Origin of the sequence: Capsulimonas corticalis, from assembly GCF_003574315.2 — a bacterium.
In the GTDB taxonomy this organism is placed as follows: Bacteria; Armatimonadota; Armatimonadia; order Armatimonadales; family Capsulimonadaceae; genus Capsulimonas; species Capsulimonas corticalis.
Genome location: NZ_AP025739.1, coordinates 7,366,905 through 7,391,320 on the forward strand (window position 1 = coordinate 7,366,905; position 24,416 = coordinate 7,391,320).

Annotated in this window: 25 protein-coding genes; 11 read left to right on the forward strand and 14 right to left on the reverse strand. The window is 61.3% G+C overall.

Annotation, left to right across the window (positions count from 1 at the left end; all coding sequences use genetic code 11):
• The first annotated feature begins 133 nt into the window (after nucleotides 1-133).
• A complete protein-coding gene (gene uvrA / locus D5261_RS32095) occupies nucleotides 134-2,998 on the forward strand; it encodes an excinuclease ABC subunit UvrA (protein WP_119321887.1) in 2,865 nt (954 codons plus the stop codon).
• Between the two features lie 3 nt (nucleotides 2,999-3,001).
• Here the strand turns inward: uvrA and D5261_RS32100 are convergent, their stop codons facing one another.
• Both D5261_RS32100 and D5261_RS32105 read right to left on the reverse strand, forming a co-directional pair.
• Nucleotides 3,002-3,955: a nucleotidyl transferase AbiEii/AbiGii toxin family protein gene (locus D5261_RS32100; RefSeq protein WP_119321847.1), complete on the reverse strand. Its 954-nt coding sequence runs from the start codon at nucleotides 3,953-3,955 to the stop codon at nucleotides 3,002-3,004.
• Nucleotides 3,952-4,551: a type IV toxin-antitoxin system AbiEi family antitoxin domain-containing protein gene (locus D5261_RS32105; RefSeq protein WP_119321848.1), complete on the reverse strand. Its 600-nt coding sequence runs from the start codon at nucleotides 4,549-4,551 to the stop codon at nucleotides 3,952-3,954. Before D5261_RS32105 ends, D5261_RS32100 begins: the two co-directional genes overlap by 4 nt.
• 207 nt (nucleotides 4,552-4,758) lie before the next feature.
• Here D5261_RS32105 and D5261_RS32110 point away from each other — a divergent pair, with 207 nt between their 5' ends.
• Complete coding sequence (locus tag D5261_RS32110; RefSeq protein ID WP_165864249.1) at nucleotides 4,759-6,186, forward strand: PP2C family protein-serine/threonine phosphatase; 1,428 nt, start codon at nucleotides 4,759-4,761, stop codon at nucleotides 6,184-6,186.
• Nucleotides 6,187-6,350: 164 nt separating this feature from the next.
• Here the strand turns inward: D5261_RS32110 and D5261_RS32115 are convergent, their stop codons facing one another.
• From D5261_RS32115 to D5261_RS32140, 6 genes are all read right to left on the reverse strand, one after another.
• Entirely contained in the window at nucleotides 6,351-7,145 is a 795-nt protein-coding gene (locus tag D5261_RS32115; RefSeq protein ID WP_119321850.1) for a vanadium-dependent haloperoxidase, read from the reverse strand.
• Between the two features lie 65 nt (nucleotides 7,146-7,210).
• Nucleotides 7,211-7,795 (reverse strand): DUF1003 domain-containing protein, encoded by a 585-nt coding sequence (locus tag D5261_RS32120; RefSeq protein ID WP_218025610.1) that lies wholly within the window; start codon nucleotides 7,793-7,795, stop codon nucleotides 7,211-7,213.
• A gap of 7 nt (nucleotides 7,796-7,802) precedes the next feature.
• Nucleotides 7,803-8,447 carry a DUF1003 domain-containing protein gene (locus D5261_RS32125; protein WP_119321851.1) on the reverse strand — a complete coding sequence of 215 codons (645 nt, stop codon included), beginning with the start codon at nucleotides 8,445-8,447 and terminating at the stop codon, nucleotides 7,803-7,805.
• Nucleotides 8,448-8,574: 127 nt separating this feature from the next.
• Entirely contained in the window at nucleotides 8,575-9,462 is an 888-nt protein-coding gene (locus tag D5261_RS32130; RefSeq protein WP_165864250.1) for a metallophosphoesterase family protein, read from the reverse strand.
• 109 nt (nucleotides 9,463-9,571) lie between these two features.
• Nucleotides 9,572-10,261 (reverse strand): type II secretion system protein, encoded by a 690-nt coding sequence (locus D5261_RS32135; RefSeq protein WP_119321853.1) that lies wholly within the window; start codon nucleotides 10,259-10,261, stop codon nucleotides 9,572-9,574.
• Nucleotides 10,258-10,854: a hypothetical protein gene (locus D5261_RS32140; RefSeq protein ID WP_125206025.1), complete on the reverse strand. Its 597-nt coding sequence runs from the start codon at nucleotides 10,852-10,854 to the stop codon at nucleotides 10,258-10,260. The genes D5261_RS32135 and D5261_RS32140 overlap by 4 nt, the downstream gene beginning before the upstream one ends.
• 190 nt (nucleotides 10,855-11,044) lie before the next feature.
• Here D5261_RS32140 and D5261_RS32145 point away from each other — a divergent pair, with 190 nt between their 5' ends.
• Nucleotides 11,045-11,410, forward strand: coding sequence for a hypothetical protein (locus D5261_RS32145; protein ID WP_165864251.1), 366 nt, complete (start codon nucleotides 11,045-11,047; stop codon nucleotides 11,408-11,410).
• Nucleotides 11,411-11,578: 168 nt separating this feature from the next.
• Nucleotides 11,579-11,974: a hypothetical protein gene (locus D5261_RS32150; protein ID WP_119321856.1), complete on the forward strand. Its 396-nt coding sequence runs from the start codon at nucleotides 11,579-11,581 to the stop codon at nucleotides 11,972-11,974.
• Between the two features lie 349 nt (nucleotides 11,975-12,323).
• Here D5261_RS32150 and D5261_RS32155 read toward each other — a convergent pair whose 3' ends face one another.
• Together D5261_RS32155 and ygfZ are read right to left on the reverse strand one after the other, a co-directional pair.
• Nucleotides 12,324-13,262 (reverse strand): hypothetical protein, encoded by a 939-nt coding sequence (locus D5261_RS32155; protein ID WP_119321857.1) that lies wholly within the window; start codon nucleotides 13,260-13,262, stop codon nucleotides 12,324-12,326.
• Between the two features lie 65 nt (nucleotides 13,263-13,327).
• On the reverse strand, nucleotides 13,328-14,461 hold the full coding sequence (ygfZ, locus tag D5261_RS32160) for a CAF17-like 4Fe-4S cluster assembly/insertion protein YgfZ (RefSeq protein WP_165864252.1): 1,134 nt from the start codon (nucleotides 14,459-14,461) through the stop codon (nucleotides 13,328-13,330).
• 159 nt (nucleotides 14,462-14,620) lie between these two features.
• On the opposite strand from ygfZ, the gene D5261_RS32165 reads away from it, so the two are divergent.
• Nucleotides 14,621-14,860, forward strand: a complete 240-nt coding sequence (locus D5261_RS32165; RefSeq protein WP_119321859.1) for an FmdB family zinc ribbon protein — start codon at nucleotides 14,621-14,623, stop codon at nucleotides 14,858-14,860.
• 39 nt (nucleotides 14,861-14,899) lie between these two features.
• The gene (locus D5261_RS32170) at nucleotides 14,900-16,042 is read left to right on the forward strand and encodes a redoxin domain-containing protein (protein ID WP_165864253.1); all 1,143 of its coding nucleotides are present in this window, start codon (nucleotides 14,900-14,902) and stop codon (nucleotides 16,040-16,042) included.
• Nucleotides 16,043-16,053: 11 nt separating this feature from the next.
• Here D5261_RS32170 and D5261_RS32175 read toward each other — a convergent pair whose 3' ends face one another.
• A complete protein-coding gene (locus D5261_RS32175) occupies nucleotides 16,054-16,950 on the reverse strand; it encodes a M20/M25/M40 family metallo-hydrolase (RefSeq protein ID WP_119321861.1) in 897 nt (298 codons plus the stop codon).
• Nucleotides 16,951-17,070: 120 nt separating this feature from the next.
• Between D5261_RS32175 and D5261_RS32180 the strand changes: the two genes are divergently transcribed.
• The gene (locus D5261_RS32180) at nucleotides 17,071-17,925 is read left to right on the forward strand and encodes an ABC transporter substrate-binding protein (RefSeq protein WP_119321862.1); all 855 of its coding nucleotides are present in this window, start codon (nucleotides 17,071-17,073) and stop codon (nucleotides 17,923-17,925) included.
• A complete protein-coding gene (locus D5261_RS32185) occupies nucleotides 17,922-19,001 on the forward strand; it encodes a FecCD family ABC transporter permease (RefSeq protein ID WP_119321863.1) in 1,080 nt (359 codons plus the stop codon). The genes D5261_RS32180 and D5261_RS32185 overlap by 4 nt, the downstream gene beginning before the upstream one ends.
• Here the strand turns inward: D5261_RS32185 and D5261_RS32190 are convergent.
• Nucleotides 18,970-19,497, reverse strand: a complete 528-nt coding sequence (locus D5261_RS32190; RefSeq protein ID WP_119321864.1) for a DUF8737 domain-containing protein — start codon at nucleotides 19,495-19,497, stop codon at nucleotides 18,970-18,972. The two genes, D5261_RS32185 and D5261_RS32190, sit on opposite strands and share 32 nt — an antisense overlap.
• A gap of 61 nt (nucleotides 19,498-19,558) precedes the next feature.
• Nucleotides 19,559-20,155, reverse strand: coding sequence for a TetR/AcrR family transcriptional regulator (locus tag D5261_RS32195; protein WP_119321865.1), 597 nt, complete (start codon nucleotides 20,153-20,155; stop codon nucleotides 19,559-19,561).
• Between the two features lie 190 nt (nucleotides 20,156-20,345).
• Between D5261_RS32195 and D5261_RS32200 the strand changes: the two genes are divergently transcribed.
• Together D5261_RS32200 and D5261_RS32205 are read left to right on the forward strand one after the other, a co-directional pair.
• Nucleotides 20,346-21,923 (forward strand): circularly permuted type 2 ATP-grasp protein, encoded by a 1,578-nt coding sequence (locus tag D5261_RS32200; protein WP_119321866.1) that lies wholly within the window; start codon nucleotides 20,346-20,348, stop codon nucleotides 21,921-21,923.
• A gap of 7 nt (nucleotides 21,924-21,930) precedes the next feature.
• Nucleotides 21,931-22,902, forward strand: a complete 972-nt coding sequence (locus D5261_RS32205) for an alpha-E domain-containing protein (RefSeq protein ID WP_119321867.1) — start codon at nucleotides 21,931-21,933, stop codon at nucleotides 22,900-22,902.
• 65 nt (nucleotides 22,903-22,967) lie between these two features.
• On the opposite strand, the gene D5261_RS32210 is transcribed toward D5261_RS32205, so the two are convergent.
• On the reverse strand, nucleotides 22,968-23,342 hold the full coding sequence (locus tag D5261_RS32210) for an STAS domain-containing protein (protein WP_165864254.1): 375 nt from the start codon (nucleotides 23,340-23,342) through the stop codon (nucleotides 22,968-22,970).
• A gap of 190 nt (nucleotides 23,343-23,532) precedes the next feature.
• On the opposite strand from D5261_RS32210, the gene D5261_RS32215 reads away from it, so the two are divergent.
• On the forward strand, nucleotides 23,533-24,315 hold the full coding sequence (locus D5261_RS32215; RefSeq protein ID WP_165864255.1) for an SPOR domain-containing protein: 783 nt from the start codon (nucleotides 23,533-23,535) through the stop codon (nucleotides 24,313-24,315).
• Nucleotides 24,316-24,416 lie beyond the last annotated feature (101 nt).

Genomic DNA, 24,416 nt, shown 5'->3' on the forward strand with positions numbered 1-24,416 from the left:
GGCGGCGTTCGCGCCATAAATCGCTCCGCTTGCTTGACCCAAAATGCCGTCTTATGGTACACTCCATGCAGAACAGATGTTTTTATCGAACGGGCGCAAACATGTGGCCCGTTTTCTTTTGCGTGAGGTGGGCATGGCCGACTGCATTCGGATCCAAGGGGCGCGTCAGAACAATCTGAAGGACGTTTCCCTCGACATTCCTCGGGACAAACTCGTTGTGATCACTGGGCTCTCCGGGTCCGGGAAGTCTTCGCTAGCATTCGATACGATCTACGCCGAAGGACAGCGGCGCTACGTGGAATCGCTGTCGGCGTACGCCCGGCAATTTTTGGGGCAGATGGACAAACCCGATGTGGACCACATCGAAGGCTTGTCCCCCGCCGTCTCCATCGACCAGAAATCTACGTCAAAAAATCCAAGATCGACCGTCGGCACCGTCACGGAGATCTACGACTACCTGCGACTCTTGTTCGCGCGCGTCGGCATCCCGCACGATCCGATCACCGGCAAGCCGCTGACCAAACAGACCGTCGAGCAGATGGTCGACCGCGCGTTGGAGATCGAAGAAGGCGTGCGCGTTCAGATCATGGCGCCCGTCATCCGAGGCCGCAAAGGCGAGTACAAGAAAGAAATCGACGAGATCCGCACCGAAGGCTTCAACCGCGTGCGTATCGATGGGACGATTTACGACCTCTCGACCGACGAAGTCCCGGCGCTGGAGCGCTACAAGCAGCACACCATCGAGATCGTCATCGACCGCCTCGTCATCAAAAAGCAGGGTCTGGAGAAGCGTCTCGCGGACTCGTTCGAGACGGCGGCGAAGTGGGGCAAAGGGCAAGTGCTGCTCGATGTCATCGGCGGCGAGCCGATTGAGTTCGCCGAGAACTTCGAGGCCACGGATTCGACCTTCAACTTTGAAGACATCGAGCCGCGACTCTTCTCGTTCAACTCTCCTTACGGCGCCTGCCCGGAGTGCCATGGCCTGGGCGTCAAGACCGAGTTCGACGCGGATTTGATCATCCCGGACTGGACAAAGAGCATCGACGGCGGCGCCATCGCCCCTTATGTCAACGCGACCGGCGGACAAAACGAGTGGGCGCAGGGGTTGTTTCACGGCGTCGCCGAACGATTCGGCTTCAAAAACGATACGCCGCTTGATACTCTGACCGAAGAACAGCGGCAGGCGCTGCTCTACGGCGTCACCGGCAGCGTCACCGTCACGTTCAAAAACCGCTGGGGCAAAAACCGCCAGTTCACGTCGGACTATTCCGGCGTCATCGGCATGCTGCAAAAGCGTCTGAGCGAGACGGAGTCCGACGGCGTCAAGGAATGGCTCGGCCAGTTCCAGTCGGACAAGCCCTGCCCGGCCTGCCGTGGCCGCCGCCTCAAGCCCGAAGCCCTCGCCGTTCTCATGGGCAAGTGCGATATCAGTGAAATCTGCGCCCTGAGCATCTCTAAAGCGCACGCCTGGTTCACGGACCTCAAGCTGTCCGACCGGCAGATGATCATCGCGCGTCAGATCGTCAAAGAAATCAACACGCGCCTGGGCTTCCTGCTGAACGTCGGCCTCGGATATTTGACGCTCGACCGCGCGGCCGCCACCCTCGCCGGCGGCGAGGCGCAGCGCATTCGCCTGGCGTCGCAGATCGGATCGGGCCTGACCGGCGTCCTCTATATCCTGGACGAACCCAGCATCGGCCTGCACCAGCGCGACAACACCAAGCTGATCGAGACCCTCTTCCATTTGAGATCGCTCGGCAACACCATCATCGTCGTCGAGCACGACGAAGAAACGATGATGAGCGCGGACTGGATCATCGACGTCGGCCCCGGCGCCGGCGAGCACGGCGGCCAGATCATCGCGCAGGGCACGCCCAAGCAGATCCTCGCGAACAATAAAAGCGTCACTGGCCGGTTCCTATCCGGCAAAGATAAGATCGACATCCCCGCCGAGCGCCGCAAGCCGACGGATAAGATCCTGGAGATCAAGAACGCGCACGGACACAACTTGCAGAACGTGGATGTCAAGATCCCGCTGGGCTGCTTCGTCTGCGTGACCGGCGTCTCGGGGTCCGGCAAATCGACGCTGATTCAAGAAACGCTCTTCCCGCGTCTCCAGACGACGATCAACCGCACGCGCCACGTCTGGGAGCCGCACGACGCCGTGCTCGGCATCGAAAACCTGGACAAGATCGTCGACATCGACCAGTCCCCCATCGGGCGCACGCCGCGCTCGAATCCGGCCACCTACACCGGAGTCTTCGACTTGATCCGAGAACTGTTCGCTAAGACGCCCGACGCCCGCATGCGCGGTTATAAAGGCGGCCGATTCTCCTTCAACGTCAAGGGCGGCCGCTGCGAGGCGTGCAAAGGCGACGGCATCATCAAGATCGAGATGCACTTCCTGCCGGACGTCTATGTCCCCTGCGAAGTCTGCCATGGCAAGCGCTACAACCGCGAAACGCTGGAAGTGAAGTACAAAGGCAAGTCGATCTCGGACGTACTGGAGATGACCGTCGGCCAGGCCGTCGTCTTCTTCGACGCCGTGCCGACGATCACCCGCAAGCTGCGCACGATCCACGATGTCGGCCTCGATTACATCCGCATGGGCCAGCCCGCCACCCAGCTCTCCGGCGGCGAAGCCCAGCGCGTCAAGCTCGCCTCCGAGCTCGCCAAGCGCGCGACCGGCAAGACGATGTACATCCTCGACGAACCGACTACCGGCCTGCACTTCGCCGACACCAAAAAGCTGCTGGAAGTCCTCCAGCGCCTCACGGACACCGGCAACACCGTCCTGGTGATCGAACACAACCTCGACGTCGTCAAAACCGCCGACTGGGTCATCGACATGGGCCCCGAAGGCGGAGACGGCGGCGGTAAAGTCGTCGCCGAAGGAACACCCGAAGACGTCGCGCAGGTAGAAGCCTCCCACACCGGCCGCTACCTCAAAAAAGTCCTCGCCGGCGAAAGCCTCGCCCTGGGATACAAACCCGCGTAATCCTCACTCGGTGTTTTCCGGCTCTGAGAAATTATCCGCCGAATCGTCGCCCGAGCGCCATTCGGCGGATTTCCACACCAGATTACATTCCTCACCCGCGATACAGATCTCCACCGCCGGCATCACCAAAGCCGCCACATTTTGGCAGATTGCCTCCAGAGATAAACTCTTCCGAAGGCTATAAGTCTTCAAAAACGCCTGCCAGTTTTGTTTCTTCTGCTTGTTGGCATAGAAGCTTTCGGTCAATCCTTGCGGGATCTTTTCTGGGAGCTTTGTGGCGCGACGCGCAAACGTCGCGCTGAGAGCCAATGTCAGCAAGGCGCCGTCCAATTCACAATTCTGGGCAATTGCCCAGAGATCATAATAGTCCTTCATTCGTCGATTTCCGACTCCAAAGAGCACCATTGCCTGAAACTTCTCCGCAACAATCGTCTCCAGCGGATAAACTCGTACTTCTGGCTGCGGATACCCCAATAGCGAGGGATATTTGACGCGGATGGCTCTTGGCGTTACAGCTTCTCCAAAAGCAATATCTACGGCAAAGTTGACGCTGGCGGCTCCCAGTCTAGCCGGTACAGACACGCCAAAACCCGGGTAAGGGCGATCCGCTCCGGCCTCCGTGACAGCAATTCCCTCAATATCAAATCTTAGGCCGTCATCAAGCAAAATCTCGCAGACCTCGGTGATCATCTGCTTAACCGCGCCAGTATCGAAATATCCGAACATCAGAAAATCGATGTCTTTCGTGGTTCGAATAGACGTATTGAGGTAGATTTCCAAAAGCATCGCGCCTTTGAGGATGAAGATATCTTGATACTTCGAGATACTAAGACGATAGAGAAATCGCTCCATCGCGTAGCGCACCATCAGTCGCTGGAAATCCTGGTATTCCCGAGATGATTTCCGTATGGATGTCAGCTGTAACTTTATCTCGTCCGCGCGATTGATTTCTGTCAACTTAAAGCCTCAATGTACGGCTGCATCACATTCCACACACGGTTGATCACTGCAAAATCATATAGGTCCGCCGGGGAAAATCGCCGCTTGCTCAGTCCCTCTTTCAGTGCATCAATAGCAATCTCCATACCGACCGAAGAACGAAATTTGAAACAATCCGTAACAGTTTTGGCGGCGCTATAGATTTTGACATCCACTCCTTCTAAAACATGGTGTTCGATACCCGCCTCAAATCCTTTGGCGGTCATGCGCACGATTTGCGTCACCAAGTCTGGAACCTGCGGAGCGAATGAGCCTTCGCGGATCGCCAGCCAGACGACATGGGGCATCGCCGTTGTCAATTGATGGAATTGCAGAGCGCTCAGCAGACAAATCACGCAGTCTCGAGAGTACGCGGCGACTTGTACGAGGCTGTGGTTCTCCGTGAAGTCGGCGTCAGGCATCCGGTACATGCCGCGCCCGGATTGCGCAATATAGCCCTGAGCCGCTAATTTATTCAGATAGCCGGGAGACACGCCGAGCGGGGCAAAGTCACGCGCCCTCACAATTCCCTTGTGTCGCAAGGTATTCAAAACGGCGTCGCGTTTTGTATTCACAAGGGAATTTTACCATATTCCTCAATGCTTACCAATAACTATAGAGATATTTTTACTAACATGAGTATCTGTCGTCCGATATCCGTGACAACTTCCCCTTCATGGACGGGCTGGAACCTATTATGCGTGGGCGTGCGTAGGAAAATGAGTATTCGCAATGCACGTCTTTCTCTATGGATAGGACGCGGATCGGAGCTCATATACGCCATGAACACGGTCGCCCCACAAACGGACAGGGAGCTTGCGGAACTCTCAGATCAGACCAGCGCCGTTTCGGACGAGACTTCGGTTTCGCAGCCGACGCCGAATCTCGCGCTTCTCGTCTTCAATATTCTCCTTCTGCTGGGCATCTTTGCCGCCGATATTCGCGCGGACGAGCGCTTTCACGTCAGCGTGCTTTACAATGTTTGTATCGCGCTGACGCTCTGGTCGTGGCGGCCGGCGTGGACGGTCGCGATTACGTCCGCCAGTATCGTGATGCGGATCATCTCACACCTCGACGATGTCCATAAGCACACCACGGACTTCAACCCGTTCAATTTGTTTGTCGGCATCTTCGTTCACGCCCTCGCCGGAGTGCTGATCTGGCGGCAGATCGTCGTTCAGCAGCGATTGGAGTCGCACCTGTTGCTTGCCGGGCAATTGGAGAAAGAAAAGCGACAGCAGGAAGAAGCGCTGCTGGAGGCGGAGCGGCGGACGCGATACAATCTGGAGCATGCTGAGGAGCAGACACGGCGGCATACGGCGGAGCTCGCCGGGGCGCTGGCGGAGGCCCAGGACGCCATGCGTCAGGCGCAGGAAGCGACGCTGCGCGAGCGCGCCGCGCGTCTGCGCGAGGCCGACGCGCGCGAGCGTGAGCTGAAAGCGTTTCGGGATCTGGAGCGCGTGAAGAACCTTTCGGTCGCGCTGCACCACGCCGTGCTGCCCGAGGTGCCGAGCGAGATCGCGGGGGGCCGCATTCATCTGGGAGCCCGCTACGCGCCCGCCGAGCGCGACAGCCATATCGGCGGCGACTTCTACGATGTCATGTCGCTGGGAACCGGCGACCGCTACTTCGGCCTTGTGATCGGGGATGTCGCCGGCCACGGCGTCGAGGCGGCGGCGCAGACAGCGCTCGTCACGACGACCCTGCGCGCCTACGCGCTGGAAGGCGCCGAGTCCCCCGCCGAAGTGATGACCCGCGTGGCGCGCGCGATCGACGCGCAGCTCGACTCCTTCGTCTCGCTCTTCTTCGGCGTGCTGGATATCGAGACGGGCCGTCTTGTCTACTGCAACGCCGGCCACGAGCCCCCGATTATCCTTACCGCCGACGACCCGGGCAAGCCCCTGGCGCTGCAATCCACCGGCGTGATTTTGGGGATCGGCATTATGGAGTTTGAAGAAAGCCAGTACTTCCTGAGGCCCGGCGACGCCATCCTGATGATGACTGACGGCCTGACGGAAGCCCGCGCCGAAGGCGGAAACCTGCTCGGCTGGGACGGCGTCGCCGCAATGGCCTCGAATCGCTACCAGCAAACCTTCGACATGCAGATCCTCGCCGACACCCTCCTGCGCGACGTCCGCGAATACGCCACCCGCGTCCGCCTCACCGACGACGTCGCCCTGCTCATCGCGCGGTTCGCCGAAGTGGACTAACATCGATCACGGCCGAGAACGGTCTCAGCGCCGCCGCTCCCCAGCCTCTTGCCGAGGCTTGATGCGTTCCATCGCGCACAGTAATCCGTTGAAGAAAAATAAAGCGGCGCGCCTCCTCTCTGGAAGGACCAGGGAGAAGACGCGCCGCCGTTTGTGTATGTCGACTACGGGAGGTTGAAGACCCCGGCGTCGTCGTGGCCGTACAGTGGACGAAGTTTCGTGGCGATTGCGAATTCTCCGACCTTTTGGCCGCCGATGGCGCCCGCTTCCGTCGCGGAGCGCGTGTGGACGCCGATGTAGATTCGCGCGACGATATTCTCGTTCAGAAAGTCGTCGAAGCTCTCATAGTGGCGAGTGACGCCGGGCAGGCTGGTCGATGTATCGGTGAACGGTTTATGGGTCCCAAAGAAGTGATCCAGAATCGCCGTTCCGGCTCCCGACCCTGCCGCATGGCGTGACGGATAGTCGGGGTGATTCGGAGTGACCGTCAGAGGAGCCCACAGCGGATCCGCCTGAACCGCCGGATTGCCGGCGGTATCCGCGAGGTTGATCGCGGAGATGGGCCGCCACCGATTGTAGAAGTACTTCGCATCCGCGCTGAACTCCGAGGCGTCGCTGAGCGCGATGTTGAGCAGCGCAAACAAGCGCGCGGTGTCCAGCAAGTCCGCATGCTTCGACACGAGAGTTCTCGCAAGCCGATTGTAGTGGATCCCAATCGCGTCATTGTTGAAAAGTGCGATCTGGGTTTGGGCCGGAGTGCGTGCGGAACTCACGAGACCTCCCAGCGCCTTCACTTCGTTCACGTCGGCCGCATACCGGGCGCTGTTAAGCGCCGGCGGCGGACCGGAGCGAAACTGGGACGCGCTGGTCAGCGCAAACGGAGTGATGTATTGATACCAGTACAGCGAGGCGGAAACGCCGACATTGGGCGCGGTCGGGCGCCAATCGCCCGGAAGCAAATCGCCGTAGTATGGAGGCGGGGTATCGTTGAAATGATTGAAAAACTTAGCAGCGCGAAATCAGCTCATTTCTTGGAATTCTGGAAATCGCGCAGGGCGTCCACGGCCGCAGTGAGCGGACCTTGAGACTCGGGCGCGGCCTCGCGCACCTTTTCCTCCAGCGCCGCCAGCACCTGCTCCGGGTTCGTCGCCGAGGCCATGGCCTCGGCTTCCAGGTCGCGGCGGTCGCGCACGCTGGGCAGGTCGCGGCGCAGCTCCTCGACCAAGGCGATCAGTTTCGCGACTTTTTGTTCGGCGAGCAGGTTCACCTGCAAATCGAGCTGGGCGCGGCTTTCCGCGAGCTTTCCTTGCCGGTTTTGGCTGATCAAGATGACGATTGCGATGAGGAGGCCGCCAAGGCTAATGCAGCCCTGGAGCCAGGAAAACGGCGGGCTGTCGAAGAGTCTCCAATGCTCGCGCGGCGCCAGTTCGTTGTAGCCGATCCAGAGGGCGATCGATCCCAGGACAACGTAGAGAAACATCGGCCGACCAAGGGTCGCCACCACGCGCTCGACCGATCGCTGATGCCAATCGACACCGTCTTCCGCTTTTTGGTAGATCGCGGCGATCATGTCGGTCGTTTCCGTCACGGGATCGATCTGGGAGTTCACGGGCGTCTCACTTCTGCGAATTCGCGTTCTTGACGATGCCGGCCAGCGTCTCCTGCACGGTGGGGTTCGTCTCGATGACCTTTTCGATACGGTCCACCAGATGATCCGGTTTTATCTCGGATTCCATGAAGGCGACATCGGGATCGCTGACTTTAATTCCCAGGTGATCCTGAATCGCTTCCAGCATCTGAAGCATCTTCGTATTCTCCTGCTCCGAGAGCAGGTTGATTTGAAGGTCCAGATGGTTGCGCCGGTCGGCCAGATGCCCCTGACGGTTTTGACTGATCAGAATAAACGTGGAGAGAAAGATCGCCTCCAGCGACACCACCAGCGTCAGCAGCTGAAATGGGTAGGGATCGAAGTGCAGATGCTTGCCCAGCCCCGGCGTCACGTTGACGAAAATCCATCCCCCGAACCAGATCAAATGCACCCAGACGAAGCTCATGCTGCCGCAGAAAGCCGTGATGATATCGACAACTCGGTCGGTGGGGGAGCGCCTCGCCATGGCCGATTTATCGATCTGCGCGACCAGCGCAATATTACGCTCCGTCAGATCCTCAGCAATCACCGAATCGAGAACCGCATCGTTCTCCAGGGGATTCTTACTGCGTCGATGAGTATTCTGTTTATTCTTATTGACGTGCTGCGACATGCGTGATATTCCTCACTGTTTATGGGTGGAGCGTTCATGAGACCTTTTATTATCTACCCGCTTGCCTGTCCCGCAAAACGAAACACCCGCCGGCGATCGCCGGCGGGTGTTTCCAGAGAACAAACTGTCAGGGTTTGAAGATAAAGGTGTCGATCACCTTACCGTCGGGAGTAATCACGGTTCCCTTGAGCTGTGTTCCATCGACTTCGCAGCGAATGATGTGGTATGTGCTCACATACACATCGCCAGGGATCGCCAAGCTGGCGTTGTCGGGCTGGTAGAGCGGAGCGCCGCCGCCGCCGGTCACCAGGTAGTTCACGCCGTCGCGCGTCGTCCGGTAGTACAGGTGGTCGTGTCCGCAGAAGACGGCGCGCGGCCGATACTTCACGAACAGCGGGTGGATGTAACGCTGAGCCTCCGCCGTCGGGCCATGCGGTCCCACGGAAAACGGCGATTCATGGAACAGCACGAAGGTGTTCACCGCCGTCTTTTGCCCCTTGATCAGCTCTTGTTCGAGCCACTGGTACTGAGCGCTGCCCGGATCGTAATCCTGAAACTCATCCAGCACGATGAAATGGTTCTTATGCCGGGTGAAGGCGTAGTAATATTTGTTGCCGCCGGCCTCGAACGGCTCCGTGACGAACTTTTGATAGTAAGAGCCGACATCATGGTTCCCACGCGACGGATAGTAGGCGATATGCGCGTCGCGCAGCGGCTTGGTGATCTCGGAAAACTCATCCCATTGCGCGGGGTTGCGCCCATCGGACACCAGATCGCCGCTTTGCAGCACGAACTCCGGCTTCTGCGCCACGATCAGGCTGATGATGGTGCGATGAACCTCCGGATGGCTCCGGGTATCTCCGTACGCGACAAAAGTAAAGCGGCTCGCCTTGGCGCTCGCCGCCCTCGGCGAACCGGCGAGCGGGACGGTCTTTTTGGGAGCGGCGACGCTCGCCGAGCCGATCACGGCGCAGGCGAGACCAAAAAGAACTTTCTGCAAATGACGGTGCAACACGAACAGTCCTCCTATAACACATCGCTTCGCGCGGGGAAGCGACTTCATTGTACTCGAAGCACGAGGATCGCGTGCGCAAGAGCAGGATTTGTCAGAGGCGATGCGGGCATTATTTCATCGACAATGTGAGTGTGGAAAATCGCCGCGCATGCGCTTCGTCCACGCTCACGGCGTGCCCGTCCACGAACACGATGTTATAACGCGCCGCTCCAAGTAAACGGCCGCCGTGCCAGGAGCCCACGCTGTCTTCGAACAAGAAGATCTCCGATGCTCCATGCGCCGCCCCGGCGCTGTCAACCGAGGTCACCGTGGAAAGGGATAGCTGCTGAAGCGCCAGATATGTGTCGTAACCGTAGCTGTCGCCGAATTTGTCAAACGCCGTCGGAGAGGCAAGCAGCGGCATTGGATTCCCGATCAGCGACGGATAGGCGGTGTAGCCAGTATCCGAGGGGCATCGCCACACTTGCGGGCTCGATGTATAAGGCGCCAGGACTTCCTGGATGGGGTCCATTTCCGAGATAACGTCCATATAGGGAGTAAAATCCCAGCCGTTTGTGTCCAGGTCGCCGGGATCTCCGCCGAAGGGAAATTTGTCGTCGTAATCCTGGGAATAGACCTGGGCGGCCAGGCTGATCTGCCGCAAATTGGACAGGCATTGGGTTCTGCGCCCGGCTTCACGCGCACGCGCGACCACCGGCAGGATGATTCCGGCGAGGATGCTCATGATGGCGAGCACAATAAGCAGTTCGATCAGCGTAAACGCCTGGCGCTGAACACGTCGCTCGTCCCATAATCTCATGGCGCTTCTCCGGGCCGAAGGTGATGGGTGAACAGCCGAATATCGTGGCGCGCGCGCGTTCGCACGATGGGGCTCGTCGAGGCGCAAAGCAGATTCACGTAGGGCAGCGCGCGGCTGTCGCCAAGGTTCCGAAAGATATTACACGCCATATATTGAAAGCTGGTGATATTCTCGTCCTTCACAGCGGGATCGCTGTACGTCGCCAGTTTCGCCGCAAATTTGAAAACGCTGTCTCGCGCCGCCAGCGGTATGCGCTGAGGTCTCAGGGCCATAAACACACATCCGGCGCTCTGCATCCGCTGATACTTTTGCTCGCTTGTTCCGGCGGCCTCCGTCGTGGAGAGCAGCCATTGCGCGTCGACGCCAGAAATTCCCTGGTCTTCGTAGATGACCTGCGTCATCAGCCGCGCATAACGCTCGGCCTCGGCTTTGCTCATGGAGCCGGACTGCTGAATTTCCCGGGCCAGCTCCTCTTCGCGAGCGCGCTGCGCCCGCCCCGCGCAGCCGCTCAGTACGAGCAGAAACGCCGCCGCCGCAATCACGGCTCGTCGTTTCCACTCTCGATCGAGTTCCCTGGCAAAATACACCTTCATTGCAGAGACACTTACCACTCTCCCATGCAAAATCCCTGCACGAAATCCGCCGCTCGGCAAACATTACATTCCAGGCGGCGATCTTCACGGGCCGTTACGTTTGGACGATTTACGATCCGGGGTAGAAGCTAATCAAGTTCGCAGGAAAAACAACGGACACGATTAGCATATTACACGGAGGTATCAGCACATGAGCGTCAATCAGGGAGAAACAGGATCCAGCGGTTCAAGCTGGGGTCCGGCCGTCATCGCCGTCGTCGTGATCGCGGTGATCGTCATCGGGTTCCTCGTTTATAACAACAACCAGACCGCCGTCCCCGTAGCGGCTCCATCCAACGTTACGGTCACGGCGCCGTCCAGCCCGCCGCAAACGCAGGTGGTTCCGGTTCCGGTCCCGACGCCTGGACCGTCCGGCCCCGCGGGAGCGCCCGGCCCTGCCGGAGCCCCTGGCGCTCCGGGAGCTCCCGGCGCCCCGGGAGCCTCTGCTCCGGCCGCGAGCAGCCCGTCGGACAGCAGCAGCGCCCCCGCGTCCAACAGCGGCGGCGCCGGACAGTAAACGAGAGATCGCGCCCGATTTACGGGAGATCTCTGAGAAACAGCAGCCCTTTCCGTCCTGCGCGGAGAGGGCTGTAATCTTGTGTCTCCGCGATCGCGGCAACCATCCCGGCGTTCTCTGAGGTAAAATCAGCGTATCAACGAAATTTCGACGGAATGAGGAGACGCGATGAGTGCACAACAGCAGGACACCAGCACGAGCAACTATAACTGGGGAACCCTGGTGATTCTTGTGTGGGTGGTAGCCGGAGCCTTTGTCCTGGGATTCCTGATCAAGAACGGCGACCTGGACCGCAAGACCAGCGGCGTCACCTACACTGCCCCCGGCGCGCCCACCGCCGAGCCCGCGCCGCCGGCCATGACGCCTCCGCCGACTCCGGACGCAGCCGCCCCAGTCCCCAACGCGCCGGCCTCGGCTCCCGACACGGCGCCCCCGGCTTCGAACCTGAGCGCTCCCGAGGCGACGCCTCCGGCCGCCACGACGCCCACTCCGGCTCCGACCGGCCCCGCCGCCGCTCCAGCCCCCAGCGGCCCGTCCGCCGCCCCCACGCCTGCTGGGGTGTAAGCTAAACCGATATCAGAAAAAGAGCAGGACGATTGCAAAATCGTCCTGCTCTTTTTTGTTTTGCGGACTGCGAACCTGCGCTGCCCTCGGCCCATTGCAAAGCCACCCTGGCCTTCGGCCGACCCAGGCAAACCTGCGCTGGAGTTCTCGTGGCAAACCCATCCCTTGCAAACCCACCCCGGCCCTGCGGCCGACCCCTCCCGCCGGCGGGAAGGGTGATTTCAGAGCGTGTTATCGCAGGCGGCTTTCGTAAGAGGCAATCCTACAAACCCTTCCCGTCGGCGGGAGGGGTCGGCCGAAGGCCGGGGGTGGGTTTGCCACGAGAACGCCAGCGCGGGTTCTGCCCTCTCTAGCGCCCGAACGCCGCCGCGAGTTCTTGTTTGGTCTTTGCGGCGATCGGCGCGAGGTGCGCGTCGAGGCTAGCGTCGTCGTTGGCGATCTGCGCGGTTTTCGCGAGCGTCCAGTATTCGACATGCTCCACGAATTCACCGGGCTCGACCTGAGTCAGCGGTCCAAGGGATTCGAGCTCCTGGAAGGGGCCGTCGGTGTAGGTCTCATAGTTGCAGCCCCAGTCGGGGAGGGCTCCTGGGCCGCGCGGATCGACATCAATGCTGGCGATGAAGACTTGCTCGGGCGTGACGTGCGCCGACCAGCCCAGAGTGTTATAAACGCCGACCTTTTGCGGGTTGTCCTCGGCGGCGGACTGCGCCAGCGTGACGTACTTCTTGCCCCAGCGCCAGCGTGGGTCGGCCTGGTCGGTGAACTTCCAGAGCACCTGCGGGCGGGCGGGCAGCAGGTAGTCGTCATGCGAAACGAACTCTTCCTGGGGAAGCACGACATAACCGCCGTTCGCGACGATGTTCAGCGACCATGCGGACACCGTCACCGGCCATACGTTGTGGTTGGTGAGGCGATGCGCGACTTTGACCGCGCTCCCCTGCCCCGCCAGAGTCACAAAGATCTCCTTGCGGAAGCCTGAAACCTTCTCCACGGGGTTGGCGAGGTAAAGGGTGTCGCCGCGCATCTCCACGGTCTCGACCGGGACGTTGTCCGGATCGTAGCTGCGCGGGTTCGCTTCAGGCGCGATCCAGAACCGATGCCCGCCGTAGGGGACAAACTTGTCGCTTCCGGCGCCCTGGCCCGGCTCGATCACATGGAACGCGTTCGGTCCATCGACGAAGCCATAGCGCAGGATGCGCGGGCCGACTTCCGTGGTGACCACCAGCTCGGTCTCGCCGTTGCTCAGACGAACGCTGTTCTTCCAGCCTTCAAATTCCACTCGCTCCATATTTGCGTTCGCGGCGCTCGGCGCGCCGCTGGACTCCTTTATGTCGTCATTTTACTGAGAATAGTTCAGACCGTCTCGTGCGTCAGCTCGGAGAATGGCGGCGCGACGATCTTGGCCGACAGCAGCTCGCCATGACCGTTTCGGACGGCGACTTCCGAACCGGGGTCAAAGTGCTCCTTGCGCACATACGCCAGCGTCAGCGCGCGGCCGCCAAAGCGCGGGGACAGCGCGGCGCTGGTGACGCGGCCGATCTCACTCTCGCCGGAGACGTCGTAAATCAAATCGCCGGCGGCGGGCCGGGCGTCGTCGCCGAACAGCACCGAGCGCAGCGCCTTATTTGTATGCCCGCGCGCATGGATCCGCGCCACGATCTCCTGGCCGACATAGCAGCCCTTGGAATAGGAAACGGCGTCCGCCATCTCCGCTTCCGGCAGCAGCACGGCCGGATCGAGCTCGGAGCCCCACGCGGGAATCGCGGCCTCGACGCGAAGCATCTCCAGCGCCTGCTCGCCGACCGGAACGGCGCCGGACTTCGTCAGCTCCTCCCAGACCGTGACAAGCGACGCGCGCGGCGCCCAAACATCGTACGCCGCCACATCGCCCAGCGGGTGGCGCACGATCAAGCCCGGCCCTCCGCCGATCGTCAGCGGCGCATGGCCCAGAACCGCCAGATCGTTAGGGAGGGTCAGAGAGTAAGTTTTTTCGAGCAGGGCCCGCGCGCCCGGACCGATCACGGAGAGGATCCCCCACTGGTCGGTCACATCCTCCACGACCGCCTTCTCCATAATCAAATACTTATCGAGTAGCTCCGCCGCGCGGGCGGCGCAGCGAGGATCGGCGTCGATCAGCACGGCGTCTTCCGTCGCGTGGATTCGCAGGTCGGCCAGGATATGCCCGGTGCTGTCCAGAAGCGCGGCGTGCGCGCCCTGCCCCGGCGCCAGACTCGCGACATCCTGAGAAACCATCCCCTGTAAAAAGGTCAAACGGTCCCGGCCGCGCACGCGAAGCACGGAGCGCCAGGAGCGGTCGGCCAGCCCCGCGCCGCCCGGCTGCGTGGCCGCGTCGTACTCCGCCCAGGCGCCGCTCGGATCGTAGAAAGTGGGAAGCTCCCACTCACCGCCGACGGCGGAGACGAGAACGAGCTTCGTATTTGTGAAGGAAAAGCGCTGCTGAAAGCTCAAAAGGGGTGAATGGTTCATGGGGACCTCACGGCGGCGGATCGCCGGCGTCATCAGCCATTCTACCTACGGCCGATTTCGTTTGTCAACGCGGCCGCCGGTTGACAGCGGATTCGCCAAAGGTTTATAATAGAGAGTAAGGACGCATTCAAATCTGCGTCGATTTCCCCGAGGTGACCGATGCCCCTGTACGAGTATGTTTGCCGCGATTGCCACACGGATTTCGAAGCGCTGGTTCCGGCGAGCCGCCGCGACGACAGCCCCGCCGCCTGCCCGCAGTGCGCCGGCGTGAAAGTCGCGCGCAAGATCTCTCTGATGGCCGCTCCCGTGATCCGAAGCGGCGCCGGCGGCAAGTCCTCCGAGCCGTTTTCCTGCGGCGCGCCGTCCTGCTGCGGCGGTGGCTGCGCCATCGACAATTGACCGTTCCCGAATGACCCCATCAAGAAAGAAATGAGCCTTATGATAGTCAAGTCTCCGGTCTTTCTGTTCGCCGCGGCGACGCTGACGGCCGGCCCGGCGACGGCGGCCACGGCCCCCACGGCCTCGAAGCCTCCGGCCATCGTGCAAAAGTACGTCGACGCCGTGGGGAACGCGCAAGCGATCTCCCTGAACGTCGCCATGGACAGCAGCGGCGGGCTGCCTTCCGAGAAAACCCACTACGCGCTGGCGCAGCCTAACCTCGCGCTGGTCTCCTGTCATCTCAGCAACGGCTCCGAGGCCACTCTCGTCTCCGACGGCAAGAACCTGTGGCAATGGACCAGCAAGGCGTACACAAAATCCGAAGCGCCGCCCAGGACATCCGACATCCTGCCGCAGCTCCGCTTCGGCCTCGCCACCACGGTCGCGACGCCGATCCTGCTCAATCCCAAAGCCGTCGCCGCCGTGAACGGCCTTGAGGATGTGGGCACGGAAACCGTCAACGGCGTGCCTTCGCACAAGATCAAAGTCAACAACGGCGGAGGCGACGCCTATCTGTGGATCGCGTCCGCAACGGGCTACCCGGTTCAGGTGACGCTGGCGGACGGCGACAAGCACTTCAAGATCACATTCAGCGATTACAAGACCGGCGACAAGGCCGACAAGGACTTCAGCGCCCGGCCTCCCAAGGATGTGGCGCTGTTCAAGCCGCAGCCGCTGCCCGCCGATCAGCCGATCCTGCTGCCGGTAGGGACGCCCGCGCCGGACTTCACGCTTCTGGACACCACGGGAAAATCCGTGACGCTCTCCAGCATGCGCGGCAAAGCCGTTCTGCTGGACTTCTGGTCATCGGCCGTCGAGCCGAGTAAAACCGCGCTGGCGAGCATCCAGAAGGTCTACGACAAGTACCACACCAAAGGGCTGGTCGTGCTTTCGGTGAACACTCTGGACAAGCCGGAGGACCGGAGCGCGTACCTCAAGGCGCACCCCGAGTATACTTCGACGTTCCTGATCGATCCGCTGGACACCAACGATTCGGTCGCCGGCGGCAAGTATAAAGTCGCCGCGCTCCCCACGGTTTATCTGATCGACAAGTACGGCTCGATCTCCGCGCACTATATCGGATTCGACGAAAGCCATCTCTCCGAGGTCGCCGCGGATCTGGCGAAGCTCGGCGTGAAGTAATCCACCGCGTCTCAGAGCTCGTGCAGCCCATTGACCAGCGACACCAGCATGTCCGCCATCGCGTTCAGATCCGAGATCCGGACGCGTTCGGCGGATGTGTGCGGGTGCTTCTGCGGCGCGCCGACAAAGACCCAGTCGATCGGGCAGCCGCTGCGCTGAATGTAGCCTCCGTCCGACCCGCCGCTCGACTCGATCTCCCTCTGATACGAAACGCCGCTCAGCTCCGCCAGCGCCAGTATGCGATCCAGATAGCGCTGCCGAGGAGTCATGCTGTCGCGCAGCGAGATGGCGACGCCGTCGCCGCAATGCACATGCTTGGTGTCCCAGGTGATATCCGAGATGAGCGCCTGATAGATCGCATACCCCTCATACAATCGCCGGGCGCAGACATAGGCGCCCTGCCCCGAATGCTCTTCGCCGGTCGTGAACGCCACGGCGACATTCTCACAGCGCGTCAGCGCTTGCAGCGCCGCCCAGACGCCCGCCCGGTTGTCCAGATACGGCGAGACGATCTCGTCCCCGGACTGCTTCGGCTCCGCCGCATACACCCAGCGCGTTCCCGGCGCGGCGTCGGTCTTGCCCCCTAGCTTCCAAGCGCCCGCCTTTCCCACACGCAGCTTTCCCACCGCATCGCCGCCGGCCATGCGCAGCTTCACGCCGTCCTTGGGAGCCGGTCCGCCGATCCGTATCAGTTGCCGGTCGTACCCCAGCGTAAAGCCGATGGTGTCGATATGGGCGAACACCGCGACGGTCGGCGCCTTGCCGCGCACCGCGATCACGCTGTCCCCAATCCGCTCGACACGGACTTCGGGCATATTCGTCCCGATCTCCGCGACAAGCCAGTCGGCCATCGCGCCTTCGTCACCGGAGGGACTATCGATTTGCAGCAGTTTCCATAGTAGATCCAAAGTTTCGCCTCACTGGGGGTTTCCGTTATTGTAATTGTAGCGGAATGCGCCGAGTTTGTCGAGAGCGCAAGACGCTCCGGCCCTTGACAAACTTACCGCCAGACGGCCATAGTTACCCTCATGAAATGTCGTCCGTTTACCGCCTTTGCCGCCCTGCTGATTGCCTTTGCCGCGCCCGTCGCTCACGCGAAAGCCAAGACAGCGCCTGCGCTCGCCGCTCCTGCGCCAAAGCGCATTATCTCGCTGTCGCCCGGCGTCACGGAGATGCTGTTCGCGCTGGGACTGGGCGGAAAGGTCGTCGGAGATACGATGTACTGCGATTATCCCGAGGCGGCGAAGAAAATCACGAAGATCGGCGATGTCCGGCCGAACTACGAGAAGATCGTTTCGCTGAAGCCGGATTTGATCGTGGTGGATGAGGTCGCGGAGAAAAGCGCTGTTTTACGTTTGCGGCAGCTGCGCCAGCCGGTCTTCGTCGTGCATCCAGATTCGTTCGCGGCGGTCGAGCGCAGCCTGATCGTGATTGGCGACGCGACGGGTCGCGCGGCGCAGGCGAAAGCCGTTGTGGCCGGCATGGAAAGCAAGCGGCGCCAGGCGGCGTCATTTGCAAAAAACCGGCCTGGGACGCATCCCAAGGTATTTTTCGTCGCGACCCTGCGGCCGCTCTGGACGGCGGGTCGCGGAACATTTGTCGATGACGTGGTGGCGATCGCCGGAGGCGAAAACGTCGCGCACGGCGTTCAGGGCTACGCCGAATACTCCAAGGAGCTGCTGTTCAGCAATCCCCCCAGCGTGATCTTCGCCGACGATCAAGATCTCAGCGCCATCCGCGCGGATCCGGCGTTGCGTCAATTGCCGGCGGTCCGCACGGGGCGCGTCGCAGGCGACGGCGGCGAGATGATCCAGCGCCCCGGCCCCCGCCTCGCCGACGCCGCGCTTTACATCGCGCGTGTGCTCTACGGAGACCGCCGGTGAGCGCCGCCGCCCCGCCAACGCAGGATCACCGCCGCGCCAGGACCGGACATGGGGCAAGGGCCGGACGCGCCTGGGTCATGCTCGCGCTGCTCTTCGGGGCGCTGTTTCTTTCCGCCGTGATCGCCGCCGGCTTAGGCGCGGTGCATTACAGCCCCGTGCAAGTGCTCGCCGCCCTGCGCCACGGACCGCCGAACCTCGACAGCGCCGACATCGACCCTGCGCGCATTACCCTCTGGAGCCTGCGCCTGCCGCGAATTTTGATGGCGATGGTGGTGGGCGGATCGCTCGCGACGTCGGGCGTCGCGCTGCAATCCCTGCTGCGCAACGATCTTGCGGACCCCTATGTCGTCGGCGTCTCCAGCGGCGCGTCGGTCGGCGCGGAGATCGCCTATCTGAAGCACGCGGAGAATGTGCTGGGCGGCGCGGCCGCGCCGCTCACGGCCTTCGCGGGCGGAATCGCCGCGATGACGCTGGTGTACGGCATGGCGCGGCGCGGCGGTCAAGTATTGGTCACGAGCCTGCTGCTTGGCGGCGTGGTCGTCAGCGCGTTTCTGGGCGCCGTCAGCACCCTGATCCTTCAGCTCAGCAGCCCCGACGACGCCTTTCGCACGCTGAACCGCCTGATGGGCTCCCTGCAAGACTCGACTCTGCCGCAATGCGCCATCGCCGCCGCCTTTCTGCTCTTCGGCGCATTGGCGCTGTTCACGCAATCACGCGCCATGAATGTCTTCGCCCTCGGCGAGGAATCCGCCAAGCAGCTCGGCGTGGATACCGAGCGTTTTAAGAGCACGCTGATCGTTACGGCGTCCCTGCTCACCGCCTCCACCGTCGCCTTCTCCGGCATGATCGGCTTCGTCGGCCTCATCGTCCCCCACGCCGCCCGCCGCCTCGCCGGAACCCCCGATCATGTCCGCGTCCTCCCCATCGCCGCCGTCGGCGGCGCCCTCTTGATGGTCTGGGCCGACACCCTCGCCCGCAGCGTCATGCCCGACAACCGCGAACTCCCCGTCGGCGTCATCACCGCCTTCTTAGGCGCGCCATTTTTTATCTACTTGCTGCGACGGCATGGGCGTTAGTCGTCTCCTGCTTTTGGCGCAGGATCAGCACCACAAAAACGACATAATGGGTCGCAAGCAGCGCGGGAACCCAGATGGCGGGAATCCAATATGCGGCGCCCATCATCGGAGCCGCGTTTGAAAGAACCGCTTGCAGAATCGCCTCCAGCAGATCAAGAGAGCCAAGGATGTTAAACAGCCAGATCAGCGTCCAGCGCCACCGGTTTTCAGACGCGAGCGCCGCGAAAGCGATCAGCGCGAGAACGGCCGTCAGCACATCTCCCAGCGCCGCCGGATAGGCGAAACGCGCGGGCAAGCCGGGAAGCACTACTCCCGGGGTCAAAAACAACAATCCCAAATTTCTCGTGGCGTGAAGCAGCAGAATAGGACGCAATACCCGCTCTGGTCCAAGCCGTGTCAATGCGGGACGCAAATACGTTCGGTACGCCAGCAGGAAAACAATCGTGTTGAAAATCATGTTGATCGGCAAAAGACGCGCGGCGAGAGACAAAAACATTTGAGGATCCTCCAAGAACGGAACAGAACAGACCAAACGGTCTGTTTTTCATGCAAAAAAATTATTCGCAGATTAACTCGGCGGCGATATAGCGCCCTAAATGGCTGGAAACCGACTTCAGCGCCTGCAAATCGCCGTTGAGTCGCGACAGAGCGAGTCCGCCTTCGAGGGCGGAAATCATAATCCAGGCAACGCCATCGGCATCCGTCTCCGGTCGGAAGCGTCCAGCCGCGACACCTTTTCGAACGATGCTGGCGATTAAACAGCGCCAGTCGTCGAACGCCGCGCGCGTCTTCTCCTTCAGCCATGGATAAGCGTCGTCGGAGTCGAGAGCGGCGTTCATAAGCGGGCAGCCGCCGGCGATCAGAGAATCGTCAAAGAGCATCTCAAATGTGTCGATGATGACGCGCAACTGGGCGGCGGCGTCCGGCTCCCGCGTTATGGCGGCAATCCAATACTCACGCATCATCTGCACGGAATACTCAAACGCCTGAATCGCCAGGTCTTCCTTGCTGCGAAAGTGATGGTAGACGCCGCCTTTTCGCAGCCCGGACGCCCGCATTAATTCCTCTAAAGTTGTCCCGGCGAATCCCAGTCGATTAAAGATGGGAGCGATCGATTGAATAACCGCAAATTTCGTAACTTCGCCCTTTCGCATCGGAACTCCTTAAAAACAGACCATTCGGTCTGTTATTACTATTATAGCCAGATATTGCGCAAAATACAAGAACGATTTTGTGGGTTGACACTCATAATCCATCCCGGATATAATAATGACACCCCGCAACGGCGCGCGGCCAGTTCAGGCCCTGATGGTTGGGGTCCTGTTAAGGAGCACGCCGAACCTCATGTCACTATTCGACAACTACGCCCTCGATAAATTTTACGACGAGATGTTCTCTTCTCCCGGCGAACCCAGGCCGCATTACCGCAGTCTGCACGCCGCGCTTTCTCATCTGAGCCCGCAAGAGTTCAAGAAGCGCGCGTTGATGGCGGAAGCGTCCATGGTCAATCAGGGCATCACGTTCACGGTGTATGGAGACGACCTGGGTCTGGAAAAGACCATGCCGGTTGATCTTGTGCCGCGGATCATGACGCATGACGAATGGGAGCGGATCGAGCGCGGGTTGATCCAGCGCATCCAGGCGCTGAACCTCTTCCTGCACGACATCTATCACGACCAAAATATCCTGAACGACGGCGTGGTGCCGCGCGATCTGATCGTCAACGCCAAGCACTTCCGGCGTGAGTTCCTCGGCGCGAAGGTGCCGCGCGACATCTATGTCCAGATCTGCGGAACGGATCTGGTGCGTAACGACAGCGGCGATTACTACGTGCTTGAGGACAATCTGCGCTCGCCCTCCGGCGTGTCCTACGTTCTTCAAAACCGGATGCTGATGGCGCGCACGTTCCCGCAGCTGTTCCGTGAAAACCGCGTGATGGCGGTGGACCACTACTGCTCTCAGCTCCTGACCAATCTTCGCTACATCTCCCCACGCCAAATCGACGATCCCGTCGTGGTGCTGCTGACGCCCGGCGAGTTTAACTCAGCCTATTTCGAACACGCATTTCTGGCGCAGCAGATGGGCATCGATCTTGTCCAGGGCTCCGACCTCTATGTCGAGCAGAACATCGTTTGGATGCGGACGACGCGCGGACCGCAGCGCGTGGATGTTGTTTACCGGCGCATTGACGACGACTTCCTGGATCCCCTCACCTTCCGCAAGGATTCTTCGCTCGGCGTGCCGGGCCTGGTCAACGCTTACCGCGCGGGCAATGTCGCGCTGGCGAACGCCGTCGGCACCGGGATCGCGGACGATAAGGTCATCTATGCGTATGTGCCGGCGATGATCAAGTACTATCTCGATCAGGACGCCCTGCTGCCCAATGTCCCGACGTATCTGTCATGCGAGGACGCTCAGCGCGATCATATCTTGCAGAACCTGGACAAGCTGGTCGTCAAGAGCGCGAACGAGGCCGGCGGTTACGGCATGCTGATGGGGCCGCAGTCCACCAAGGAAGAACAGAACGAATTCGCGGAGAAGATCAAAAGCGATCCGCGCAACTTCATCGCGCAGCCGCTGGTGGAGATCTCCCGCGCGCCGTCGTTTGTCGGCGACACCGATAAGTTTGAGGGACGCCATATCGACCTACGCCCCTATATCCTGGTCGGCGAGTCGATTTCGATCATCCCCGGCGGCCTGACCCGGGTGGCGCTGACGCGCGGCTCATATGTCGTCAACTCGTCCCAGGGCGGCGGCTCGAAAGACACCTGGGTGCTGGCCAAGCCGATCGCGCAGTCCCAGTCGATGGGGAACATGTCGCAGTCGCAGACTCTCGGCGGAATGACCCGCTCCCAGCCCTCGATGCGCCAGCCACAGAACGGCGCCAATGTCATGACGCAGACGCAGACCGCGCAGGAATAGGAGCCGTATGCTATCTCGTGAAGCCGACTCGATGTTCTGGATCGGGCGCTATGTGGAGCGCGCCGACGCCACCGCTCGTATCGTCGATGTCCAATACCACTCGGAGCTGGAAGGCGCCTTTCCCTACGCCCAGGAGGGCGACGACCCGCAGCGCGCCCTCTGGAGCTCCATTCTCGCCATCACCGGTGATGACGAGAAGTTCGCCGCCCAGTACGAAGACAACCACATCGAGCGCAATGTTCTGGATTACTTTGCATTTCGCCTGACCAACCCCAACTCGATCACCTCATGCGTCAGCCGCGCGCGCGAAAACGCGCGCCGAGTCCGTGAGATGATCTCTTCGGAGATGTACGAAGCGCTCAATATCTTCTATCTCGAAGTAACGCGCTGGAATGTGGACAAGATCCTCGACGCGTCGCCGCACGGCTTCTTCAGTCAGGTCAAGAACTCCTCGCATCTCTTTCAAGGCATCACCGACCGCACGATGCCCAACGACGAACCCCGCGCCTTTCTGGAGTGCGGGCTCTATCTGGAGCGCGCGGAAAAGACTGCCCGGATCCTCGATGTCAAATACCATCTGCTGCAGCGCGGCCAGGCGGAGCTGAACAGCCCCCTGGATCAGCATCAGTGGACGGCCGTGCTCAAGAGCGTCGGCGCCTTCGAAGCATTCCGCAAGGCGCACCGCCTGGGGATCTCACCGGCGCAGGTCGTCTCGTTCCTGGTGCTGAACCCCAACTTCCCATCGTCCATGTGCTACGCGATCGACCGCGCCGAGCGCGCGCTGCGCAGCATCAGCGGGTCGAAAGGCCGAATCCCGACCAACCGCGCCGAGCGCCTGATCGGCCGGCTGCACTCCGACCTCGCCTTCCTGACGACGGAGGAGATTCTGGACGTGGGACTGCATGACTTCCTGGAGGAAGTCCAAAGCCGCTGCAACGAGATCGGCATCGCCATCTCGGAGGCGTATCTGCGCTATTGACCCAAACGACAAAACAGCCCTCGCCGCAAAGGCGAGGGCTGTTTCTGAAATCGCTTCGGAAATATTCAGTGCGCGGGCGCAACGACCGGCGCGGCTTCCGCGGCGCCCCGCGGGCGTCGCTGCGATCGGTCGCGAACCGTGAAGAGATGGTGGAAGCCCACCAGGTTCAAAATGCGGCCAACCGACGGCTGACAACCAATGATCGCAATCTCACCACCGATGTGCTGGAGCGTTTTGTGAGTGCGCATCACGGCGGCGAGGCCGCTGCTGTCCATATAGGCGGTATGCGAGAGGTTCAGCACCAAATGGCGCCGGCCCTGCGACGCCAATGCGCTCAGGTGCTTTTCGAGCACCGGCGCGGTGGCGATATCGATATCTCCGCGGGTTGTAATGATCGTGCTTTCACAGGTGTGAAGCGTACGCAAGCGTAAATCAGACATGGTCTGGTCCTTCTTTCGAAAAAGACAAGTCGACCAGGTAAGGGCCACGCTGCCCCAGCCTCGGACACGGGGTATTATATCATAGGCCGCGCACTCTGTCAAACGCAAACATTTTCCATGTCGATCGATACTGGACGAACTTGACAAACCCGACGAGCGCGGCGTAAGATATTGCGGAGGTACGCATTCCTTGGCCAATTCGGGATCTAATAGCGCACTAAAATTTACCGGGATCGCCGTCGTGGTCATCGCGGGCAGCGCCCTCGCGGGGTATTTCCTCGCTGGCGGCGCCCACTCGCCCGCATCCGCTCCCGCGACCCAGGTCACCACCACCGACACCTCCGGCGGAGCGCCGCCGCCAGCCGCGTCGGACAGCGACGCCACGGCCCGCCCGGCTGCGCCGCGCGATCGCAGCGACGATTATACCGCTCCCGGCGCGCCGACGATTCGCATCCACGAAGAACCGACGCCCACTCTCAAGCGCCCGAAGCCAACCGACACGCCGAAGCCCGACCCGGAAGCGTCACAAGAAGACGCCCCGAAACCAGCGCCGGACCCGGCGGCGGCCACGAGCCCCGACCCGAACGCTTCCCCGAACTTAACGGCGCCGACGCCCTCCACGGATCCCCCCGCGACGCCGGCCGCCCCCGGTCCCGGCGATGCGGATTATGAAAAGACGCCCACTCCCGCCGCCGGCGGCGACAGCGAAGCGTCCCAGCAAGCCGACGTCACCCCACGCGGCCCAATCTACCGTGTCCAGGCCGGCACCTTCGACCAGGCCCGCAACGCCCACATGCTCGCCGACGTCCTCCGCGACCGAGGCTACACCACCAGCACCGTCGCGGAAAAGCGCAGTGATAAGACGGTCTACCACGTGCAGACCGGCGCCTATCGCAACAAAGCGACGGCGAAGCAATCGGCGCTGGATTTACAGAAAATGGGATACCCGGCGTACGTGGCGGGCGGCGGGTAGGAGTAACCCTCCGACAGGGCAAATCGCCCGTGGCAAATCGCCCATGGCCCCCCCGGCGCTTCGCGGCGCCTCCTTGGCAAACCCACCCCCGGCCTTCGGCC